The following is a 20,741-nucleotide window of genomic DNA, read 5'->3' as shown; positions in this document are numbered from 1 at the left end:
GCTATAGTTAATTTACTTTGGTTACGATTTCTGAGCTGGTAGTGCGGACTCATAATCGTACAGAATGCCTTGTGTCATTAACTGAAACGTCATTTTCAGAAACTTATTGATACAGGCGACAATCGCAACCTTATGAGGCTTTCTCTGAGGTTGCGTTTTTAATTTATCGTAATAATCTACCAGGTGATTGTTAGTCTTTTTCCGTAACGTAATCATCGTACAAATCATAAAAAATAAAATCTTTCGTAGCTTCTTATTTCCTCTTTTATTGATACGATCACGATACTGCGTGTTACCCGATTGATAACGCATAATATCAATACCTACATACGCATTTAGTTGTTTCGCATTCTGAAAGCGGCGAATATCCCCTAATTCACCGATTAATCGGCAAGCTGTTGTATCGCCAACGCCCGGAATCGAACGAAGCACTTGGTATTCTTTGCGTTCCTGTGACATCTCCACCATTTGTTTCACAAGTGTTTCCTTCTTCTCAACTAAATCCATGATACGAGCTGCGTAGTCACGAATTTGATCACAACGAATATCGGTAGCTTTAATGGCTGGATAACTATTTTGAGCAGCCTCTAGTAAACATTCTGCTTTTGCCTTAGCACGTGCGAATGATAGGTTTTTTCGTGTATTGGCTTTTAACCGATTTTTAATGACTGTTTTCGAATGCGCCAGTAACAGGGCTGGATGTGGATAGAGCTGAACAATATTTAAAAACAGGGCCGAACTTGGTGTAATGAGTGCTTCCAACTCCGGAAAACTCAAATGTAATAACGCATGCATTCGACTTTTTAATCGCGTGATTTCTTCATCAATCTCATCATAATAACGTGTAAGTCCACGCATCTGTTCATAATAATCATCCTGCACATAGGTCGGCTCACGCTCCATTTTAAAATGGGTTTTCGCTAACTCATGCGCATCACTACTATCGGTTTTATTTCGACGCATCGAAGCCATTTGTAGATTCGCTTCAAGTGGATTCATCCGACAATAGGTGTAGCCATAATCGATTAGAAACGTTTCCAATGGTTTTGAATAAACACCTGTCGCTTCAAAAACGATTTCAGGTGCTTGACCGTCACGCTCCGCTATTTCTTTCATTCGCTTATGTAATTGTTCAAAGTCCATACGTGTATGATTCAGTTCACCTTCAAATTCACATTGACGATACGGATTATAAATCGCAATGGTACTTTTTCCTTTACTCACATCTAACGCAACCACATGTTTCATCATACTTTCTCCTTTTTAGCCAATCATAGAAGTCTTCACAGTGCCTTACCGATTCCATTTTCTTCTACACGATCTCTTGGACCCAACATACTAAACTGATTCAAATAAGGGTGTGAAGTCAGTCGGTTTTTAATACGGATTCTAAAATGATCCCAAGAGCTGTTCGACTTTCCTTCACTTCTACTATAAAAAAATAGTAGCACAAACCATGGCCTTGGTTTGTACTACTAATGTTAGTATGTTTTTTATGATGCAATACTATGCGCGATATTTATTTGTTAGCCCTCTTAAAAAGTAACGTGCAAAGCTATCGCCACATTCTTTATAATTTTTATGACTTGGATTGCGTAAAATTGCCCCAATCTCACCCTTCGACACTTTAATACCTCCACCATCATCGATTAGCGCAATAACATCTTCGCTCGTTAATGCCAAGGCGATTTTCACTTTTTTAAATAGTATATTATTCGAGCTTTCCTGACCTGTCGCTTTTGGTGGTGCTACTGGTTCCCCTTCAGCCGTAAGCTGAGGGCCCCGTTTAAATGTAATAAAACCATTCAAAAATGCTTCAAGCATTTTATTATTACATTTTTTATAATTTTCAGGTGCTTCATCATCTTCTTTCACCTTAATTAGCATATTCATCACATCATCCTTTGTGACTCCTATACCACCAAGCCTAAAAATTTCTATCATATCTATATTTTTAATATCAAACGCATAGCGTAGGCGAATTAAAATATCGTTGTTTGTCATAAAATATATGTCTCCTTACTGCTTGAAGTTTCACCTTATTGTATCAAAAAAATTTGATATTCGTTAGCATTAGTAAACAACAAAGGTTTCTCAAAGCCCAACTAGTTCACTTCTCACCTTTACACGAAACTGTTCTTCTGTTAAAAAGGCTAATTGAAAGCTATTCAAGTTTTTAGCTAACTTTGTTTGCTCCCATATTGATAAATCATTTGCAAAGAAGGCTAACTCTGTCCTGTTTTGTTCCTTATCTGTTGCATACATAGCAATTGTTAAAACAAATGCTGTTGAACCGCCCTTTTGCCCTAGCTGTGCAAATAACTCACTATTACTCGGTCGTTGCATTAATTGCTCCATGACCGGATCAAGATATTTATAAACCTCTTCGCTAAAATAAGATTTATCATTTAGCTTTTTCATAATCGCAGCATAGTCCTTTGTTGTAGAACGATGTAGTCGGTCTGACCAAACCTTTTGAATATCCATTGTCAATGTTTTTTGTACTTGTTCCTTCTCTTGCTCAGTCAATGGCTCTGTAAGCCAATTTTTATGAATAGCAGTTGCTCGTTGTCGGTACTCATCCATATCCATCTCTTGCATCGCTACTAGCAATTCCTTACTAGACAAGCTTTGCTCGCTCATTAACTGAAATGGTATGTATAACGGACTTGTTAATGGATAAATCTCATCATGATGAACTAGCTCTAATTTCTTTAATGTTTCATTCAAATTTTCCAAGCCTAATCGATAGATTAAATAATCCGTATTGGCATTTGAGCTATAGGCAATCATTCCATTTGCTACCTCATACAATGGAACTCCCTCTTTCTCATATTCCTTTTGCACCTCGGTTAGCCAAGCCTCATGTGCCCCCCCATCTGTTTTAGCAATATAAAATCTATCCAGCTCCTCTAAGCTGATGATTTGATTCGGGTCAATTTTCCCGTCAGCTGCCTGCTGTGCATACTCAATTGCAACAATAATTTTTACCGTACTTGCTAAAGGTAATGGCTCCTTCTCATTAATATTAACCCAATGCTCATCATTGTAATTAATCACCATGGCAACATTACCTTTCGCTGCATTTTCTTTTAGAAAATCAATGATATATTCAGGTTGTTCAGCTTTTATTTCTTTATCGAACATATACATCCCTATGCCGACTATTAGAACAAGCACAATGACGATACTTACAATGCTCCATATAACTATTTTCAATTGAGTGCCCCTCCCTTTATTTCTAATTAATACCTTTACGTTTTATCTCTTTTAAAGTTTCATGCTATCGCTGTCAGTTTGTTGAAAAAAATAAACGGGGCACGAGGTAGCTTAAAAGCAATGGGGAAAATAGGTATTATTTTAATAAAGAGCCAGATGTGTTGATTAGCCTTTATTTTACAAAAAGAGCCTAGGAAATTTGTTGATTTCCGTTGCGGGGGACGCTTTCCGCAGGCACGACCTCAACTAATTTATTTCGGTTATCACCGAAATAAATGGATTTTCAGCTCGAGGTCAACAGGATGTTGGTCATGGAGGCGTTGCCGCAGGACGCGGCGGTTTTAGCCTCCCTACACTTTGTCCTGCTGGAAGGCTTTGCTTTGCGACGAGTAATCGCAGGAGCACTCGCCCCCCTTCACTCCAATCAACAAGTAAATCCTTTATTAACAGTGCATTCTCTACCTTAAAACACACGCATCCATATCCTTTTTATAATCAACACGCCTGATAAAAAGCAAAAGAAGCATCTGAAAAACAGTGCTTTGCACGCTTTTCAGACGCCTTCATTTTCTTTGCCTAAAGTGTTTACAAAATTTTATTAATGGGCATTCATTTCTTCAACAATTTCTTCTCTAGTTAATGCTTTTGGATAGTATGTTGGCCAATTTTCCATTTCTTCTAATAATTTTGCACGATCCTCGCCAAAGTAAATATGGAAATGTCCTGATACTTTATCAGAAATAATATGATCGCTGAACTGAACATATTTCGGTGCTTTGGAATCATTGTCAATTTGCTTAAATATATAACGAACGCCACGATTCCCTTTTTCGTATGTTAAAATTTCATATCCATCGTACTCATATGTCCCTGTCAGCATTTCCCCATCTTTATGAAATGTCATAGTCTTATTAGTAATATCAATATGCGTGACATCTGTTTGATAACCAATTGTGTAATATTCCTTATATTCTTCTGCCGTTTTATCTCCATGTAATGCTTTATGCTCAAAGACCTTATCAAGTGTGCCATCTTGTAAATATGGATAAACCGACTGCCACTCACCTTGCCAATTTGTTAATGGACGATTTGTAATATCACTATCTTCAAAATAGCCTTTAGCAATTTGTTTGTCTTGCTCTGTTTGTTCCCCGTGGTCATGATTATGGTCATGGCTATGGTCTGTAGCCTCAGAGCCTACTTCCCTATCCTCCTTTGCCTCCTCTTGACATGCAACTAAAGTAAAAGCCATTGTAGCAGCCGCAAATGGCATTAACCATCTTTTATTCATAATACTCCTCCTTAAATCGTAATGACTACGATTTAAAACTATATAGTAATCATTACTATTTGTAAACAATTTTATTCACAAAACGTAATCATTACTATTTATATTGACAAATATCCTAAATAAATTATATATTATAAATCGTAATCATTACTTTTTAGGGGTGTTCATTAATGAAAAAAATTCCTGTTACTGTACTAAGCGGTTATTTAGGAGCTGGCAAAACGACATTATTAAATTATATTTTAGCTAATCGGGAGGGGCGCAAACTTGCTGTTATTGTCAACGATATGAGTGAGATTAATATCGATGCACAGCTCATTGAAGATGGTGGATTTTCTCGCACAGAGGAGAGCTTTATTGAATTAACAAATGGCTGTATTTGCTGCACTTTACGTGAAGATTTATTAATTGAAGTAGATAAATTGCTGCAAAATCAAGAGTTAGATGGAATAATAATTGAATCAACAGGTATTTCAGAGCCATTACCTGTAGCACAAACTTTAACGATAGCTGATGATTCTCTCAATATTACATTGAATAATCGTTGCTATATTGATGCCATGATAACAGTCGTGGACGCAGCACGTTTTATGGATGACTATGAAAGCGGTGAAACATTGTTAGAGCGAGCTCAAACAGATGACAAATTGGACCAACGTGATGTTTCTGATTTACTTATTGATCAAATAGAATTCGCTAATATTCTTATTATTTCCAAAGCAGATATTGTCAATCCATCATATATTGGCGCGCTGAAGGAACTGTTAAAAAAGCTCAATCCAGATGCTGAAGTTATTACTGCTATGAACGGACAAGTCCCATTAAATGATATACTAAATCGTAAATTATTTGATTTTGAAAATGCGAGCATGAGCGCTGGCTGGATTAAAGAGCTTAATAATGAACATATCCCCGAAACCGAGGAATACGGCATATCTTCCTTTGTTTATCGACGTCAACGTCCGTTTCACCCTGAACGCTGGCATGATTGGTTAGCTAGCTTCCCAAGTGAAATTATCCGCTCTAAAGGTTTTTTCTGGCTTGCTGGCCGCAATCTTGCTGGATTAGTTTCCCAAGCAGGAGCATCAATTCAATTTCAGGCTGCTGGGCAATGGCTTGTGGATTTACCAAAGCATATGCAAAAAATAGCTTTTGAACAGGACCCCGAATTACAGCTACGTTGGCATGAGCAATTCGGTGATAAACAAAATGAAATCGTCTTTATTGGTATCGATTTAGATGCTTCAAAAATTACGCAGCAATTAGATGAATGCTTGTTAACTGATAATGAAATGCAGCAAAATTGGCTGCAGTTTATTGACCCATTACCCCCTTTTGTTGCAAGTATTTAATTTGTCGCTAGGGAGTAACTACAAAACCATAAAATAAGCGCAGTTCAAATTTGAACTGCGCTTATGAACATATTTAATTGGTAGTCATTGTAGTTTTTTATTCCAAGGTGTGCCTAATTTCGGTAAAGCCCAACGGTCCAGTCCATACCATCCGGCAACCTTCCATGCAAGCACTAGCCATGTTGCAAGGATAAATAGCAATGGATTGCTACTTAAAGTTCCTGCAAATAAGAAACTCACATTCATAAATGCGCCAAAAAAGGCTGCAATCCCAGTTAATAAGCCAAAAATCAATCCTAGACCTACTAAAAGCTCTCCGTACGCAACAACGAACGAAAGTAGTTTTGCATTCGGTAGCACACTGTTTTCTAAAAAAGATGCATACCATCCTGTTACATCTGCTGTTTCTTGTGATTTGGAAAGTGCCCCCATTACAAATCCTTCAAGTGCCTTCCCTCCATTTTCACCAACCCATGCATCGTTCTGGATTTTCCCCCAACCTGCTGTCAGCCATATATACCCGACATAAAGACGAATAATTAACCAAATAATTGCAGAGCGGGTATCACTAAACAAAAAGCTTGAAACTGGATTTTCAGGGATATAAATAGTAGTTTTATTTCTCATAAATTTTTCCTCTCCTTATAGATTCATTATATATTTTAATAGTAAAACTTTCTATAGAGTTCTGTAAATAATGATATTGCAAGACTAAATATATTAAAATACCCATTATTTATCAGTAATCTTTTGTTATATTCATTAATCTATATGTAGGAGAATAATAAATTCTTTGCGAGATTTATATTCACTATCATGTCACTATTATTTTCAATGAATGCTTAATAATTTTCTATGTTTTTTCTTTGTCAAAAATCAATTCCCTAAAATTTTGTTTCGTTTAATTTTGATTTCACTGGTAAAATATAATCAATAACTACCTTTTCTCCACGGCTTAATGGAATAGAAAATCGTTCTTTTGTATATATTTCACACCAATAAAAATATTCATGATTAATTTCTTTTAGAAATACATAATGGATTAATATATAATTATAGTTAAAACCTATCATTTTGAATATAAATAATTGGGAGGAAGTTCGATGGAACTAAGACAATTGGAATACTTTATCGTATTATGTCAAGAACTGCATTTTACACGTGCGGCTGAGAAACTGGGGATCGCCCAACCTTCTCTTAGTCAGCAAATTAGCTTGTTAGAACATGAAGTAGGGATGCCTTTATTTGATCGCATTGGCAAAAAAAATATACTTACTGATGCAGGCAAAACATTGCTCCATCACAGCTACAATGTTTTTCATGAAATTTCGCAGGCACGTGCTGCAATTAGCGAACTTCAGGGATTGGAGAGGGGAACACTCAAAATTGGCTCTCTACTCACAGTTGTTAATTACTTGCTGCCCCCAACAGTTATCAGGTTTCACAATGCTTATCCTAATATAGAGCTTTCTGTACAAGGACTACGGACCGGAGATATTTACAAAGGACTTTTACAAAATGAATTGGATTTGGGTATCGTTTTTTTACCATTGGAACATGAAGACCTAGAAGGTATTCCTCTCTATCAAGAAAATCTTGCTTTTGCTGCACCTATAGATCATTTCATTGCAAAAGAGCAATGTGTATCACTTCAAGTTTTAAAGGAGATACCATCTATTTTATTGCCTGAAACCTATTTTCTACGACAAGTTGTGAACGAACAGTGCCGCTTAATGAATTTCACACCCAAAACTGTGCTTGAAATGACGACAATGGAATCTATCATTCAAATGGTAAGTAAAGGCGTTGGCGTTACGATACTACCAAAGGCTTACCTAGATTATATTGATAATATTCATATTAAAACGATTCCTATTCAAGATCCGGTAATCACTACACAGATTGGCATCGCCTATCGCAAGAACAAACATTTATGTGCTGCTAGTCGTGTTTTTATGGAACAATTGATTAACACAATTAAAGATGAACGCTTTAACTAGAAAATTATCAGGAATAATTTTTATGTTTTCAATATTTTTTAGTACAAATTTAATGGGATTAACGGCTTGGTCAATTTCTTCTTTCATAATTAATAAACTTGATGCCAGGATGATTACATAGGTTCTCTTAGTTATCACTAATTGTCGTTGTTGCAGCAACTTTTGAATTATTGAGGCAATCGCTTCTTGGCATTCAATACCAATTAAGAAATCAAGCCCTCTTATATCATGTAAGTGCCGAATTGGTCTGGCAAACACTACAATACTTATCTCCCAAGCGCTGTATATACCTGTGCTTCAATATCATTTAATTGTATAAGAAATATATTTTGCGTCGTATATGGATGGTGCACAACTATACTAGTGGTAGAGCTTAGACCAAGCACCCATTTTTCCTAGAAAGTTTTTAAATTAGCTTAAATCCCAGCACCTCCCCTTGCCTCAGAACCCGCTATTGAAAAGTTCTAGGCACCCACATATAATCAAATCCCCTGTTGTTTATAAATCTAAATTTTCTTTGCCTTTCATTTGTGACCAAGCGTTTACCCATCCATCGAAATAGAGTATATTTACGCTGCTATTTAAATAAAATTACCTTTTAAAAAACTCTTTTGTTTTCTTTAGTGCTAAAATGAAGCGGTCGACATCTTCTTCCGTATTGTATAAGTAAAAGCTGGCACGTGCAGTAGCACTAGCTCCAAAGTGTCGCATTAACGGTTGGCAGCAATGATGCCCAGCGCGTATTGCTATACCATAAGTATCAAGAACCGTAGCTAAATCATGCGAATGTACATTTCCTAAATTAAACGTAACCAACCCTAAACGCCCATCATCAGGTCCATACATTGTCACATCTTCAATTTGTTTCATTTGTCCCACCGCATAGCTAGTTAATTGTTTATCATGCTTTTCTATCGCATCTATTCCTATTCCTTCTAGAAAGTCAATAGCTGCAGCTAAACCAATTGCACCTGCGATAATTGGAGTTCCTCCTTCAAATTTCCACGGCGATTCTTTCCAAGATGCATTATATAAATCAACATAATCAATCATCTCTCCTCCAAATTCAATTGGTTCCATCTTCTCAAGCAATTTCTTTTTACCATACAACACTCCAATACCAGTTGGTCCACACATCTTATGACCTGAAAAGGCATAGAAATCGCAGCCCAAATCCTGAACATCCACCTTAATATGAGGGACACTTTGTGCACCATCCACTATGAGGACAGCACCATGTTTATGAGCAATTGCAGCCATTTGTTTCACTGGGTTAGCAATTCCCAATACATTAGAAACATGCGAAACGGCTACAACTTTCGTATGGGATGTAATTACTTTCTCGGCATCTCCAATAGAAAATGTTCCGTCATTTTGTAGTGGGATATATTTCAACTTAGCTTTCGTTGCTTTTGCTACTTGTAGCCAAGGTAGCAAATTACTGTGATGTTCCATTTCGGAAATCACAATTTCATCCCCTTCCTTGCAGACAGCCCGCGCATAACTACTAGCTACTAGATTTATAGAGGATGTCGTGCCACGAGTGAAGATAACTTCTTTTTCCGTCTTTGCATTAAGAAAATTGGCTACTATTCTACGTGCTCCTTCATAAGCATCTGTAGCACGTGAACTTAATGTATGCACTCCTCTGTGTACATTAGCATTATCTTGTACATAGTATTGTCGCAATGATTCAATGACTTGGAGCGGTTTCTGTGTTGTCGCTGCGTTATCCAAATAAACTAGCGGATGCCCATGAATCTTTTGATTCAATATCGGGAACTGTTTTCGTATATTGATTGATTCCATTATTATTCCTCACCCTATACTTTTGACGTTACTAAGTGCTTGATAATGAGCCTTGATTGTATCTTCAATATCTTCATCGGAATGTGCTGCCGATATGAACATCACCTCATAGGGTGTAGGGGCAGTCAAAATCCCCAAATTCAGCATACTCGTATAATATTTTTTAAAAACTTGCATATCTGAACTCTTAGCTGTTTCATAATCAACAACCTCTTGTTCTGTAAAAAAGGTAGAAAGCATAGAGCCTACCCTATTAATCTTTAATGGCATATTTGTCAATTCCGCGTTTTGTTTGAAACCTTCTTCTAATCTTGCTGCTTTTCTTTCCAACTCATCATAGATTTCACTCTTCTCCAATAACTGAAGGGTTTTATATCCAGCTGACATGGCAAGTGGATTCCCCGATAATGTTCCTGCTTGATAAATCGGTCCGACAGGGGCTATCTGCTCCATGATTTCGCGTTTGCCTCCATAAGCGCCTACAGGTAATCCTCCTCCGATGATTTTTCCCAAACAAGTAATATCAGGAATGACTCCGTACAGGCTCTGTGCCCCATGATAGTCTACGCGAAAACCAGTCATTACTTCATCAAAGATAAGCAAGCTACCGTACTGTTTAGTAATTTCACGTAACAATTGAAGAAATCCAGGTTTTGGCGGCACGACTCCCATATTTCCGGCAACTGGCTCGACAATAACGGCTGAAATTTGTTCTCCGAATTGTTCAAAAATATGATGAATACTCTCCATATCGTTATAAGGTAATGTAATAGTATCAGCAGCGACGTTATTGGATACCCCCGGACTATCAGGCAATCCTAATGTAGCGACACCTGAACCAGCTTTGATTAGCAAAGCATCTGCATGTCCATGGTAACCACCTTGAAATTTAACAATTTTTTGCCTCTTCGTATATCCCCTTGCCAAACGTAATGCACTCATTACAGCCTCTGTTCCAGAGTTAACCATTCGTACCATTTCAATAGATGGAACAATTTCACATATTAATCTAGCCATTTTCACTTCAATTTCAGTAGACAATCCAAAACTTGATCCATCGCTTACTGCTTTCTGTATCTCTTTCTCCACTGCCGGATGGGTATGCCCAAGTATCAAAGGTCCCCATGAACATATATAATCAATATACTTATTTCCATCAACATCAACTATGTGAGATCCTTGACCCTTTTTAATGAAAACAGGAAGAGAGTCAACTAATGAAAATGCACGTACCGGGCTGTTTACTCCTCCAGGAATCACATTTTTTGCTTGTTCGAATAATGCTTTGGAATAAGAATCCACTCTTTTTATATTCATTTATTTCCCCTCTCAGTGAATCTTCTGTTCATATAAGGTGAACCTCGAAGTTATTTTCTTGACCTCATCACTAAGCTGTTTAATTAATTTTGAATCTTGTGGGTTTTTCAATGCTCGTGAAATAATACTTGCTATCTCTATCATCTCATCTGGTCCCATTCCTCTTGTAGTTACGGCTGGTGTACCAATGCGTATTCCACTCGTTATTTGTGGACTTGCCGTATCAAATGGAATGGCGTTTTTGTTTACCGTGATGCCAATCTCATCAAGGAGTAGCTGCGCATCCATTCCAGTAATGTCGATATTGCGAAGATCTAAGAGGATAAGATGATTGTCAGTACCTCCCGATACAACGTTTAAACCCTCTGCTATTAGCGCTTGAGCTAATACTTTTGCATTCTGTAGTACATGTTTCATATATTCTTTAAATTCAGAGGAGCAATTTTCTTTAAATGCTATCGCTTTGGCAGCAATCATATGCATAAGCGGACCACCCTGAATAACTGGAAAGACTGCTTTATCAATTGCTTGTGCCCAGGATTTCTTACATATGATGACTCCTCCCCTTGGACCTCGTAGGGTTTTATGCGTTGTCGTTGTTACAAAATCAGCATATGGTACAGGGTTTGGATGTAAACCAGCTGCAATAATACCTGCAATATGCGCCATATCTACAAGAAATAACGCATCTACCTCTTTAGCAATTTCAGAAAAAGCTTTGAAATCAATTGTACGTGGATAAGCACTTGCTCCCACTACAATCATTCGAGGTTTATGTTCATGGGCAAGTTTCCTCACTTCATCATAGTTTATTAGGTGAGTTTGTTCGTCGACGCCATAAGAAACAAAATGATATAGCTGACCAGAAAAGTTAACGGGACTTCCATGTGTTAAATGACCACCATGTGATAAATTCATGCCCAAAATCGTATCTCCTGGATTTACAGCTGCAAAATAAACTGCTGCATTAGCCTGCGAACCTGAGTGCGGCTGTACATTGACGTGTTCTGCATCAAATAATTCTTTAACTCTTTCTCTAGCCAATTCTTCTACAATGTCAACATACTCGCAACCTCCATAATATCTTTGTCCAGGATATCCTTCCGCATATTTATTTGTGAGGACTGTACCCATCGCTTCCATAACAGCTTCACTAACAAAGTTTTCTGAAGCAATCAATTCAATTTTATCGCGCTGCCGATATAGCTCCTGCTGAATTGCTTTTGCTATAGCTGGATCTTCTTTAAGCAAATTCTCCATTTATATTTCCTCCCTTATGTATGGATTTATTACAAAATGATTTTTTTACATATGAATTTAGAATTCAAATTCTTTATTTATTCTTTTAATTGGAATCTTAATTTGCAAGTTCAACATATATGATTTAATATTCTGTACTTTTTTATCGCAAGATTGATTAAAAAATCTCATTGTTATTCTTAACAACGAGAGTGACATCTTGAAAATTTTATTTGTTGGATATTAAATAATGCTAGTTAACCTCTTATTAAATTAATCTCTCATTCTTTGATATTGAGGATTAAACATCGTAACATTTCATCCCTTTTCAAATTTAGCTTATTAAATGTATGTTTTAAAAAACCTTTTTGAAACTAGGGGAAGGTGCCCAAGAAGCACCTTCTTTTAGTATTTATCCCTTAACATCAGCTAAACTTGCACCAAAATTGATATGATATACAGCTTCACCGATTACCAATGCTGGCACTGATTTTACACCAGCCTTTTCTGCTTCTTCTATACGATTCTGGTCAGTGCCAAGATGCACAACTTCTGTAGTAGTCTTTGATTTGTCAAGATAATCAAGAATCATTTGCTCCGCCTCTACACAAACTGGACACCCCGCATGATAAAAAATTGCTTTTGTCATATATATTCATCTCCCTATAACTTTTTCGTAGCATTGCTACTTAATTCAAATTATAGAAAGAGGCCTAAAAGTAAACAATCTCAAATTACCTATGGTATCCATAGGTAAAACTAATTGAATTCTTTAGTAACATTGTCCAATTTTTATCAAAGTTCTTTATTATTTAAAAATCTAAAAAATTAAGAAGACTGAATAGATTGTTATTAAAAGTGCGTTCTTTTCCTTCCGTTGTCACCGTACCATCTTCATTTGGCAAAAACATTTCCCGACGTTTTTCCATGTTTGGAATGACATATTTTAGTTCCATCATTAGCAACTTCTTTTCATTATAAATTTGTTTTAACTTATACAAAGCGGCTTGAATCCAATAAAAGGACGGGAGCGAGAGGAAAAAAGTATTCATTGTGAATCACTGCTTATTCTAAATTTAGTTTGATCCAACCAAAATATGGAAATCATTTTATATAAAAATCTTTATTTTCCTATAGGCTTTAAGACTTTTGAAATGGAGCAAGTTGACGAATAAATCATTCTTTTTCCTCTCCTTCATACCAAATTGTAAAATGGAAATACCCCGATACTATCAAATAAACTTCCTAAAGTTAGTTTCTTCATATTCCACCCCCTCGTATATTAGTAGTAAGAGCTCTTTCCGATAGAATTTCCAGTTGATCCGGACAGCTGGGGGATCTGTTGGATTTCCTATAGGAAGTGGTCGCCGATTGGCTCCCTCACTCTTGTTTTATGTTTTACCTGTTTGACCCCTGCTTTACCGAGGGAGCCAAAAGGAAATCATCATTTTTTGTTAAATACTATTTTAAGTATTGCCTACAGGTGCTTACCTGTTTATTTGTCATACACTTTTTTAACCTAATTTTATAGCACATGGGCGAAGGATGGAGGAAGCTCCATTTCAGTACTTCGTCCTTTTTTATTCATCCAAAATAGTTCACTCAGCCCTGTGTCCATGCGACAATGGAACAGACAAGGTATTCGCAGGAAATAGCTTTCCCTCCTTGCAGACATCCATTGTACTGCTTAATAAGCCTGCTACCCATCGTTCATTATTGAAGGTCTAACCACTGGCTGCGACGCAAGGTTTAGAAGAGAGTGTAGCGCTCATTTATGGTCTTCTGCTTGCGATTGCTGATAACGAGGCAGACATCGATGATTCGGGTGGGCACCCAGGTCTGAGTGTATCTTGATTAATTCCCCCTTAGGAGGTGATTGGCATGTCACAAATGCTAGTCGGTATTGACGTGAGTTTGCGCTCCCATCATGTCCATTTCATGCATGGAGAGGGACACACACTCGCTGATTTTTCTGTTCAAAATGATGTTATAGGTGCGGACACCTTGATTCATAAAATTGTACGAACAGCGGAAAAAAATCAAACAGATCAATTAAAAATTGGGATGGAAGCCACGGATCAATATAGTTGGCACCTTGCCCATTACTTAAAAGCACAATGTAAGAAAGTCTTACCCCATCTTCAAACAGCGATTTATATGCTCAACGCCCGTAAAGTAGCTCGTTTTAAGAAGGGCTATGATACGTTACCGAAGAACGACAAAGTAGACGCCTGGGTTATTGCGGATCATCTACGCTTTGGACGATTGCCACATGAAATGCAAGAAACCTTAATCTATGATGCACTGCGTCGTTTAACACGCACACGATTCCATTTAGTCCATGAAATTGCGCGTAATAAAACGTACATGTTAAATCAACTGTACTTAAAATTTAGTGGCTTACGCCAAGACAATCCGTTCTCCGATACATTCGGTGCGACAAGCATTGCGGTCATTGAAGAACTGGACCCTGGCATCATTGCCGATATGCCTTTGGAGGAACTGGTCGAATTCCTTCAAGAGAAAGGCAAAAATCGTTTTGCAGAGCCGGAAGAGATTGCGAAATATCTCAAGCAGCTCGCACGTAATTCGTACCGTTTAGATAAAGTGATGGCCGATCCGGTTAATCTCTCTTTATCCGTGATTTTAAGCACCATTCAACACATCGAAAGCCAAGTGAAGCGTCTTGATAAGGAAATCGAGCGCATTATGAAAGGCATTCCACAAACATTAACATCGGTAAAAGGCATCGGTCCCGTGTACGCAGCGGGCTTAATCGCTGAGATTGGGGATATTCATCGTTTTGATGATCATCACGCTTTAGCGAAATATGCAGGTTTAGTATGGACACAGTATCAGTCAGGCGAGTATGAAGCCGAGGATACCAGCCGAATGCGAACCGGTAATAAGTATTTACGCTATTATCTTGTGCAAGCATCAGACGCCATACGAAAACATGACACCGAATATAAAGCCTTTTATCAAAAGAAATACCATGAAGTAACCAAGCATCAACACAAACGCGCTCTCGTCTTAACCGCTAGAAAACTTGTACGACTCGTGCATTCGCTACTACGCACGAAACAGTTGTACATTCCGAAAGAAGAAAGGAGAGAATAACCAACAATTTCTCACTTTTCTTTAGCCGTTTTCCAAACTTCCATTTTTTAACTATTTTTAGTTGGAAAACGCGAGGTTTATTTGAGTGCGCCTAAAAATGGTCATTTAGCAGTTACAGCACTTAAGAATTTCCAATTTTACTGTTTTTAATGGTTGACATTACACCACTGTGCTTTTCTCCATTTTTAGGCGTAAAAAAAAGACGTTCATTTTATTTGAACGCCTTACAATGTTTTTATTCTATTGTGTTCCCACACCCCAGATTAATTACCACTGAAACGGTAATGTGGTTTTTCAGTACTTTATTTCTCGTTTTTTCACCTTCTCCTACAAACACGAAATGCTTGTGAAAGTGTTTAAAACTAAGGATTTCTATATAGTTTCTCTTTGTAGCAACGATACACACTCCACATGGCTCGAGAGGACAGAATGAATGTCATTTGAATGTGTCCGTTCTCGGAAACATATCCACTGCTTTTTTGTCACTATCGGTAGACGGGAACATATCCATTACACTCGTAAAATATAAAGGATGTTCACTACTGCTCTGTCGATTTAAATGGCTCACTCCAAACATTTATAGGCAAGTATTTTCTCAGTATCTGAATATTGCTATCAACCTTTTTCTGAACGATACTTATGCTTAAGAGCATCAGTTACTGTTTCAATAATTGAAAATTCAAAATCCCGCTTTGACATTTCTATCGAAGACAAGAACTTCTTGTTTCCTTTGAAAGACTTCCATAATAGTGTCTTATCTTTTTCATCAAAATTTATCTTAAACAAGAGATTGGAGAGAGAAACAATCAAAGATTTCTGCTTATCATCAAACTTCTTTTTACTGAAAGCTATGTATTCCTTCAGATCACCTATGTCGTATTTTGGTTGCAATCCAGTTATCGGATTAACCAACAATTGAGTAGAGGAATTCATCAGATTTACATAAGAACCCAATTCATATTGCTGTGCCTCTGTCATTAAGTTGTAGTCCAAGCCAAATGCTCTTGTTCTTTCACTTGCACAATTTAGTTTTTGGCTTTCATCTTTAATGCGGCTTATTCGCTCATTAATTTCTACAATAGCAAGTTCGTATGATTTAACATCACGCTTGCTGATGAGGGTGAAAATCTCCTCAAGACGGTTCTGATCACTTTTCCCTTTCCATAGCAGAAACCCGCTGCCCACAAGTGCAACTCCGGCAATCGCCCAACCAACAGGTCCGGCAAGGGCCAGGAATGCATTTCCAGCAGCCATTCCTCCACCACCGGCCGCAAGCGCACCTCCGCCCAACCAAGCTAATGCCGCGTTGGTAGCTGCCGCGCCACTCAATGTAGATATGGCTGTTCCTGTTGAAGCAATACCGAATGTTGTCGCAATTCCCATTGCGGCAGTAGGGCCAAGAGCCGCAACTGCGATTCCGGCACCTAGACCAGCAGCACCTTTTCCAGCATTTTTTGCGACGGCATTTTTGTAATCTGATTCAATCTTTTCTGCTTGCTGCTTCCAGTTCAGACGGATTTTTTTCAGTTTTTCATACTCTAATCGCTTCTCGCCTGGAACATTTCTAATTTCGTCAAAGAGTTTTTGTATGGTGTTCAATCCATCATAAAGCTGGCTTGTGAGTGTGCCCAACTCGCCAATTTTATCATTTGTTTTCTTGATAGCCGATTCTGCCTGCTCTTGGGCAAGTTTTAACCTCGATTTTTTCTTGCTCATTGTCTGTTACCCCCAAAATATAAATCTATATCGGATTTTGTTCTGAGTATATTATTATCAGGGACCTTTCTGAGTTCTGCCAATCGGACAGATTTTTGGAATGCCTGAACATACATATCGCTATTCTTAAAGTCATCAATAAAATCTACAAGATCCTTATCATCGTATAATTCCGATAATAATGAGAGTCCGTTCAGATAGTTTTCTACGATGGTTATTTCTCTTCTTGCAAACTGAGCTTCGGACTCAGCTTTTCGTATTACAACAACCCGCTTTGCTTCGCCATACAATGAAATCGTGAAACGGCCCACCCCCACTATGTTAAGCCGAAGGAAAAATTCAGTCGCATTGAAGGTACCACCTCCGGTTATGAAAGCCCGTATGGTTGCATCGCCGAGATCCATCATGCAGAAGGTGCCGTGCGCTATTGTAAGCATTCTTTTTACGGTGGGATTTGAGAATGGCTCACAAGCTATCCACATAGCGGATGCCGAACGTTCTTCTTTCCCTGTTGTTACGAAATATTTTACCAATCGCCTTATCGCATATACCAACCTGACAATGATTTCATTGATAAAGACTGGAATGACTTGGGTGGCTTGAAAGCGGATATCGTATCCTTCTTTGTATATGCTCAGAGCCAACTCATTTATTGTGTTGTCAAACTGTGAAACGGGAATGTTCAGTTTTCTCTTTATTGCAATAATATCATTCGTCCATGCCCAAAACGGAGAAGGTATTCCCATACCTCGACCTTTACTGCTGGATGATCCAGATATATCGGAAATCAAATGGCCAAACCAGTTGACGAACCCACAAAATAATTTTTCTGGAACATTACAGCCGCGAAGTTCAAATTTTCCATCAGCATTCTGTAAAGATATCAGTTCTCCACCGGAAACAAAGTGCGATTGATTTGTAAACTGATCTAATATCGAAAAAAACAAACCAAGCAAAGTCGGATTATGGCCAAGTGATTTGAAATGATGATTTGAAGGATTCAAGTCAAATACTATACTTCCAGCATCACCGGCTCCGCGCTGGTCATATGGAATTTTAAATTTCTTCTCAAGAAAGCCAATTGCTGATGACAGTGAATCATTTCCTTTGCCTTCCCATCCGCAAAGTTTAGCGAAATCAGTTGTCCGATTTACAAACCACTTATCAGTAACATCTCCAGCCGGTGACTCTCCAGGTTTTCCAACCAGGAAAATATCAATGATGCCACAGAGAACTCCTGAACTTGCAGCCAACGCATAATCCAACTTATCACAGTTCGGTCTGAGACTCTCAACTGACATGATTGTCTCTTTCAGACTCTGAATTTCAGTTTCCGCAGATATTAATGCTGTTTCGATGGAAGATGAAAAGCTAAACCCATCGTCAGCAACACTCATTCTAAGAACGAATCGGTCTGTTCCTTCTGCTTGATTCATGCTGTTATACTCCCTCCCTTTTTTTAGTTTGCGTTATATCCGAATATCTGGTTGAATCTTATTTTTAGGTTATCAATCTCCTTGAGGGTAAAGCCGAGAAAGTCAATAGACCCGACATTTTAAATCACTTTTCATTTTTCCAATTACGGTTTCTGCTTCTTTATTCAATTGTCATCACATTGTAAATGTAAGAATATGTAGTTTGATTTTCATTTCAGCCTAACAACACATCTACGTTTTTTTGCCGAATTTTCCTTTTTCAAAGGAATAGTACATAATCAGTATTTCTTTTACCTCAAATATTGTATGGCAAGTGCAATTAGTGATAAACAACGATTGAAAAAATAGTCGTAATAACGGACATCAGTAATATCAATCCTATCAGTTTCATGATGCCGTATGCGATATTTATTTCCAATGTCCGTCAACACCTTAAATTCATTATTAAACAAATCGGCAAAATCATCATTTCCGTTTGCCATATCATTTACTATTTTTTTGGATGAATGTTTCTTATCTAATGTTGTATAGTAAGTTTTTAGACGTTCTAACGCATCCCATATCTTTTCCACTGAATCTTGTCGTGCTGTTGGATTTGGTGTCTTATATAATGCAACAGCATCTTTCAACAACTCTCTTGTGCCTACCTCATGTACCGCTGCAAAAGTATTTTCAATTTCCGTTGTAAGTGGACTGTTTTCAACAATTCTTTCTATAATTTTTTCATCTGTAAGTTCATAAAGTAGCCCCGACTCAGTAAATATTTCATTTATTGCCTCCTGGAAATTTTCAAATACATCTGAAGAGTTATGGCAATCTATCGTTTTATAGTTTCGGTATCTCTCATTATTCCATCGTTCTGAGATATCCTTAATATTTTGTGCAAAAAACTCAATAAGGTCTAAAAGTGCATACTGGTCATATTCATCGTCATATGCAGGGGCACAAATTCTATCGTACTCATCCCGAAATAGAGAAGGGATTCTTATTTTAATTCTAGTTATAAATCCTTTTTCATCAAATGCAACATAGTCACTATCTGTAAAGTCATGATGACAATTTAGAATGAAAATATGCGTTAAGTTTTTTTGATATCTTTTGCAGCAATCTAAAAGTAATGAATACATATCCCTGTTAATAGAATATGTCTTTTCCAGTGGTGCTCTTATACCATGTCTTTCAGAATATAATTTCATAAGCCATCTCCTTAAATTCCTATTTACCATTTATTAAATAGGTAACTTTTATTTCGCGATTTAATACATCATCTACACATATGGGTCTAAAAGGAGTTTCTTTGTCCCTTTTTTATTTTCCTCATCAATTATTAAATCACAAGTCAATTTATCTATATCACTAAAATCCATATCTGGTTTAAACCCTTTATCTGGTTTTAACCAATGATTCATCATCAATCTGTCAAACGTTGCTTCACAACTTCTTCTTGGACATCTCCCTATTGTTGTTGTGAAAAGATTGGAATGGTATGAATAATGATGCGTATGAATAAAATCATCCCACGATTGGATAACCTCATCTTCATCACGCAAATCAACTATTTCTATTTCTTCAAGATTTCTGTCTTTCACCGCACCCCATGCTTTATTCAACATCCCAATAGCTTCTGCATCACTCTTTGGTGCGCTATATCCAAAAATAGTAACCATATATGCTACCTCTAAAGCATTATTTAATGATTTCCATGACTTTGATATAGCTGTATCACTAGCATAATCTTTATTCTTTATTGGAAATAAGAGTTTTGTGGGAGCGAGGGGTTCACCACATCTACACGGCATTCCTACATTACCCATGACATTATCCTCTGAACAATATCCCACTGCAACATTTCCATGTAAAAAAGCTAACTGTGGCAAATTGGTAGTATAAGCCATAGCACGTGCATAAGCCTGCACTAATAGTGGATCCCAATTAAAGGTAGCAATTAAATCCTTTGAAGTTAGTCCCATAATCAAATAATCATAAACCGTAGGACTATCAGGTAACTTGAAGTTTAACATGTAGTCACGGATGACCGCCTCTAACTTTTGCTTGGCATCCATGCAATTGGGTTCTACTTTACTGCGCTCATCAAGTTCCATATAAATATCTTCTAAATTGTCAGAAGAAGTATGTAGCGTTATTTTTTCTAGTATATCTGTCAATCCAAGTTTTTCAATGAAACCATTCATTGCGGATATTTTCCTACCATTGTTATCGCCGTTTGGGATAGCCGCACAAC

Annotated in this window: 17 protein-coding genes; 3 read left to right on the top strand and 14 right to left on the bottom strand. The window is 37.4% G+C overall.

Annotation, left to right across the window (positions count from 1 at the left end; translation table 11 throughout):
* Nucleotides 1-21: 21 nt before the first annotated feature.
* The 4 genes from MHH70_RS14910 to MHH70_RS14895 all read right to left on the bottom strand — a co-directional run bounded on the left by MHH70_RS14910 (nt 22) and on the right by MHH70_RS14895 (nt 4,510).
* Nucleotides 22-1,248, bottom strand: a complete 1,227-nt coding sequence (locus MHH70_RS14910) for an IS110 family transposase (protein WP_342473200.1) — start codon at nt 1,246-1,248, stop codon at nt 22-24.
* Between the two features lie 258 nt (nt 1,249-1,506).
* Nucleotides 1,507-2,004, bottom strand: a complete 498-nt coding sequence (locus MHH70_RS14905) for a DUF1456 family protein (RefSeq protein ID WP_066164675.1) — start codon at nt 2,002-2,004, stop codon at nt 1,507-1,509.
* 90 nt (nt 2,005-2,094) lie between these two features.
* Entirely contained in the window at nt 2,095-3,219 is a 1,125-nt protein-coding gene (locus tag MHH70_RS14900; RefSeq protein ID WP_342471853.1) for a serine hydrolase, read from the bottom strand.
* A 598-nt stretch (nt 3,220-3,817) separates the two neighbouring features.
* Nucleotides 3,818-4,510: a metal-binding protein ZinT gene (locus tag MHH70_RS14895; protein ID WP_107943610.1), complete on the bottom strand. Its 693-nt coding sequence runs from the start codon at nt 4,508-4,510 to the stop codon at nt 3,818-3,820.
* A gap of 170 nt (nt 4,511-4,680) precedes the next feature.
* Here MHH70_RS14895 and MHH70_RS14890 point away from each other — a divergent pair, with 170 nt between their 5' ends.
* Nucleotides 4,681-5,862 (top strand): GTP-binding protein, encoded by a 1,182-nt coding sequence (locus MHH70_RS14890; RefSeq protein WP_066164664.1) that lies wholly within the window; start codon nt 4,681-4,683, stop codon nt 5,860-5,862.
* 84 nt (nt 5,863-5,946) lie between these two features.
* Here the strand turns inward: MHH70_RS14890 and MHH70_RS14885 are convergent, their stop codons facing one another.
* Nucleotides 5,947-6,489, bottom strand: coding sequence for a DoxX family protein (locus MHH70_RS14885; RefSeq protein ID WP_107943608.1), 543 nt, complete (start codon nt 6,487-6,489; stop codon nt 5,947-5,949).
* Between the two features lie 476 nt (nt 6,490-6,965).
* Between MHH70_RS14885 and MHH70_RS14880 the strand changes: the two genes are divergently transcribed.
* Entirely contained in the window at nt 6,966-7,862 is an 897-nt protein-coding gene (locus tag MHH70_RS14880; protein WP_342471852.1) for a LysR substrate-binding domain-containing protein, read from the top strand.
* Between the two features lie 591 nt (nt 7,863-8,453).
* Here the strand turns inward: MHH70_RS14880 and MHH70_RS14875 are convergent.
* The 5 genes from MHH70_RS14875 to MHH70_RS14855 form a co-directional block, all read right to left on the bottom strand.
* On the bottom strand, nt 8,454-9,671 hold the full coding sequence (locus MHH70_RS14875) for a cysteine desulfurase (protein ID WP_107943607.1): 1,218 nt from the start codon (nt 9,669-9,671) through the stop codon (nt 8,454-8,456).
* Nucleotides 9,672-9,680: 9 nt separating this feature from the next.
* The gene (hemL, locus tag MHH70_RS14870) at nt 9,681-10,988 is read right to left on the bottom strand and encodes a glutamate-1-semialdehyde 2,1-aminomutase (protein ID WP_342471851.1); all 1,308 of its coding nucleotides are present in this window, start codon (nt 10,986-10,988) and stop codon (nt 9,681-9,683) included.
* A gap of 12 nt (nt 10,989-11,000) precedes the next feature.
* The gene (glyA, locus tag MHH70_RS14865) at nt 11,001-12,248 is read right to left on the bottom strand and encodes a serine hydroxymethyltransferase (protein ID WP_342471850.1); all 1,248 of its coding nucleotides are present in this window, start codon (nt 12,246-12,248) and stop codon (nt 11,001-11,003) included.
* A gap of 391 nt (nt 12,249-12,639) precedes the next feature.
* Entirely contained in the window at nt 12,640-12,876 is a 237-nt protein-coding gene (locus MHH70_RS14860; RefSeq protein ID WP_066164642.1) for a thioredoxin family protein, read from the bottom strand.
* A 163-nt stretch (nt 12,877-13,039) separates the two neighbouring features.
* Nucleotides 13,040-13,186, bottom strand: a complete 147-nt coding sequence (locus tag MHH70_RS14855) for a hypothetical protein (RefSeq protein WP_161956447.1) — start codon at nt 13,184-13,186, stop codon at nt 13,040-13,042.
* A gap of 922 nt (nt 13,187-14,108) precedes the next feature.
* Between MHH70_RS14855 and MHH70_RS14850 the strand changes: the two genes are divergently transcribed.
* Entirely contained in the window at nt 14,109-15,347 is a 1,239-nt protein-coding gene (locus MHH70_RS14850) for an IS110 family transposase (RefSeq protein WP_342471849.1), read from the top strand.
* Nucleotides 15,348-15,962: 615 nt separating this feature from the next.
* On the opposite strand, the gene MHH70_RS14845 is transcribed toward MHH70_RS14850, so the two are convergent.
* The 4 genes from MHH70_RS14845 to MHH70_RS14830 all read right to left on the bottom strand — a co-directional run bounded on the left by MHH70_RS14845 (nt 15,963) and on the right by MHH70_RS14830 (nt 20,691).
* On the bottom strand, nt 15,963-17,063 hold the full coding sequence (locus MHH70_RS14845; protein ID WP_342471848.1) for a hypothetical protein: 1,101 nt from the start codon (nt 17,061-17,063) through the stop codon (nt 15,963-15,965).
* Nucleotides 17,060-18,499 (bottom strand): hypothetical protein, encoded by a 1,440-nt coding sequence (locus tag MHH70_RS14840; RefSeq protein WP_342471846.1) that lies wholly within the window; start codon nt 18,497-18,499, stop codon nt 17,060-17,062. Before MHH70_RS14840 ends, MHH70_RS14845 begins: the two co-directional genes overlap by 4 nt.
* A gap of 290 nt (nt 18,500-18,789) precedes the next feature.
* A complete protein-coding gene (locus MHH70_RS14835) occupies nt 18,790-19,695 on the bottom strand; it encodes a hypothetical protein (RefSeq protein ID WP_191708030.1) in 906 nt (301 codons plus the stop codon).
* A 72-nt stretch (nt 19,696-19,767) separates the two neighbouring features.
* Nucleotides 19,768-20,691 (bottom strand): hypothetical protein, encoded by a 924-nt coding sequence (locus tag MHH70_RS14830; RefSeq protein ID WP_342471845.1) that lies wholly within the window; start codon nt 20,689-20,691, stop codon nt 19,768-19,770.
* Between the last annotated feature and the right edge of the window lie 50 nt (nt 20,692-20,741).

Origin of the sequence: Metasolibacillus sp. FSL H7-0170, from assembly GCF_038593115.1 — a bacterium.
Taxonomy (GTDB): Bacteria; Bacillota; Bacilli; order Bacillales_A; family Planococcaceae; genus Metasolibacillus; species Metasolibacillus fluoroglycofenilyticus.
This window is presented reverse-complemented; position numbering and strand designations above follow the sequence as displayed.